The organism is Candidatus Nanopusillus massiliensis, assembly GCF_920984865.1.
Genome location: NZ_OV100765.1, coordinates 520976 through 521325 on the forward strand (window position 1 = coordinate 520976; position 350 = coordinate 521325).

Annotated in this window: 1 protein-coding gene; it reads left to right on the forward strand. The window is 20.5% G+C overall.

Annotated features, from left to right (window positions below):
* Positions 1-41 precede the first annotated feature (41 nt).
* Positions 42-233, forward strand: coding sequence for a YjbQ family protein (locus tag LUA84_RS05495; RefSeq protein WP_457913387.1), 192 nt, complete (start codon positions 42-44; stop codon positions 231-233).
* Positions 234-350: the final 117 nt, after the last annotated feature.

Sequence of the window (350 nt, forward strand, 5' to 3'; positions counted from 1 at the left end):
GTATAATAATACAAGAAAATGATAAAACAATATTTAAGGATATTGAAGAATTCTTTAATAGAATATTACCATTAAATATAAAATATCATCATAGTTATGAGGGAAATATTAATGCAACGGCACATATAAAAACAAATTTATTATCTCAATCTTTATGTATACCAATAAAGGATGGAAAACTCTTGTNNNNAACAAAGCAAAGGATAATATTTTTAGAATTATTTGAATACTAGAGAAAGAAGAGTATTCATAACAATAAATGGAGAATAAAAAAATTATTAATAATGTAAAAGCATCCTTTCTCTTTTATTATTAACAGAATTATCTCTAAATAAAAAATAATATGATTT